At 73.7% G+C, this 1,155-nt stretch carries 1 protein-coding gene and 1 pseudogene; both read right to left on the reverse strand.

Translation table 11 applies throughout. The annotated features are described in order from the left end of the window. A pseudogene (locus CQZ88_RS14030) lies at positions 1 to 184 on the reverse strand (oxidoreductase); the annotation flags it as partial. A 61-nt stretch (positions 185 to 245) separates the two neighbouring features. Then, the coding region (locus CQZ88_RS14035) for an alpha/beta fold hydrolase (protein ID WP_102799917.1) at positions 246 to 1,155 on the reverse strand (910 nt) is incomplete at its 5' end.

The raw sequence follows: 1,155 nt of genomic DNA on the forward strand, positions 1-1,155 counted from the left end.
AGGTGTCGATCGCGAACTCGCGGGCCCACGCCGGGGCTCGGTCGACCGTGGTGGCGCCGACGGCGTAGAACGGCGACGACGCGGGCCCGATCAGCACGGCCAGCAGTTCTCCGACGCCGAGGACCACTCCGAACGCGACGAGGCCGGCGAGGGCGCGGGCCGCGCGGTGGCGCGCCACTGTCATGGGTCTCCTCCCGGTGGACTACACCGAGGGTTCGGCGCCGCGCCCGCCGCGGATGGGACCCTCAGGCGCCGGCCGGCATGCGATCGCGTTCGGCCAGGTGCAGCAGTTCGTCGTCGAAGGCGTCGATCGCCTCGACCGAGCTCATGTGCCCGATCCCGTCGAGCACCACGAGCCGCTCGAGGTGCCCGCAGGTCTTCAGGGTCTCGGCGAGCTTGCGGGCGTGCACCGGCGGTGTGAGCCGGTCCGCGGTGCCGACGAGCACGGTCGTCGGCACCGTGAGGTGGTCGAGCCCGTCGCGGATGTCGAAGGCGCTCAGCGCGGTGCCCCAGTTGCCGCGGGCCCGCGGCGTGCAGCCGAGCACGATCTTCTCGCAGAAGGCGACCTCGGCGGTGCTCGAACCGGGCGCGAGCGCGACGTACTTCAGGGCCCGGGTGGTGACGGGTGAGGCGACGAGCGGAAGGGCGGCGCCGAGGAGCCGGCGCGCGACGGGCTCCTGCACCCGCCCCAGCCGGGACGGCAGCAGCGCGGCCTCGGCGAGCAGGCTGTCGGTGCCGGTGCTCGCGAGCAGCACCCCGGAGGCCTTCTCCCGCACCTGATCGGGGTGGCGGCCGGCCCACGCGATGATGCTCATGCCGCCCATGCTGTGACCGGCGAGGACTGCCTTGCGGCCGGCCGGCACCGTCGCCTCGAGGACCGCGGCGAGGTCGTCGGCGAGGACGTCGGGGCCGAAGGTCCGGGTACCGAGGTCGCTGCGGCCGTGTCCGCGCTGGTCGTAGGTGATCACCCGGTAGCGGCCGGCGAGGGCGTTGATCTGCGGGATCCAGTAGTCGGCGTTGCAGGTCCATCCGTGGCTGAGCACGATCGGGTCGGCGTCCGGGTCGCCGTAGGCTCGGACGTTGAGGTGGGCACCGTCGTCGGTGGTGAGGTCGATGACGTCGGGTTCCACCGTCGGCGGCGCGAGCAGCGCGTGC

This window comes from Rhodococcus sp. ENV425, assembly GCF_002887785.1.
Classification (GTDB): Bacteria; Actinomycetota; Actinomycetes; order Mycobacteriales; family Mycobacteriaceae; genus Rhodococcus; species Rhodococcus aetherivorans.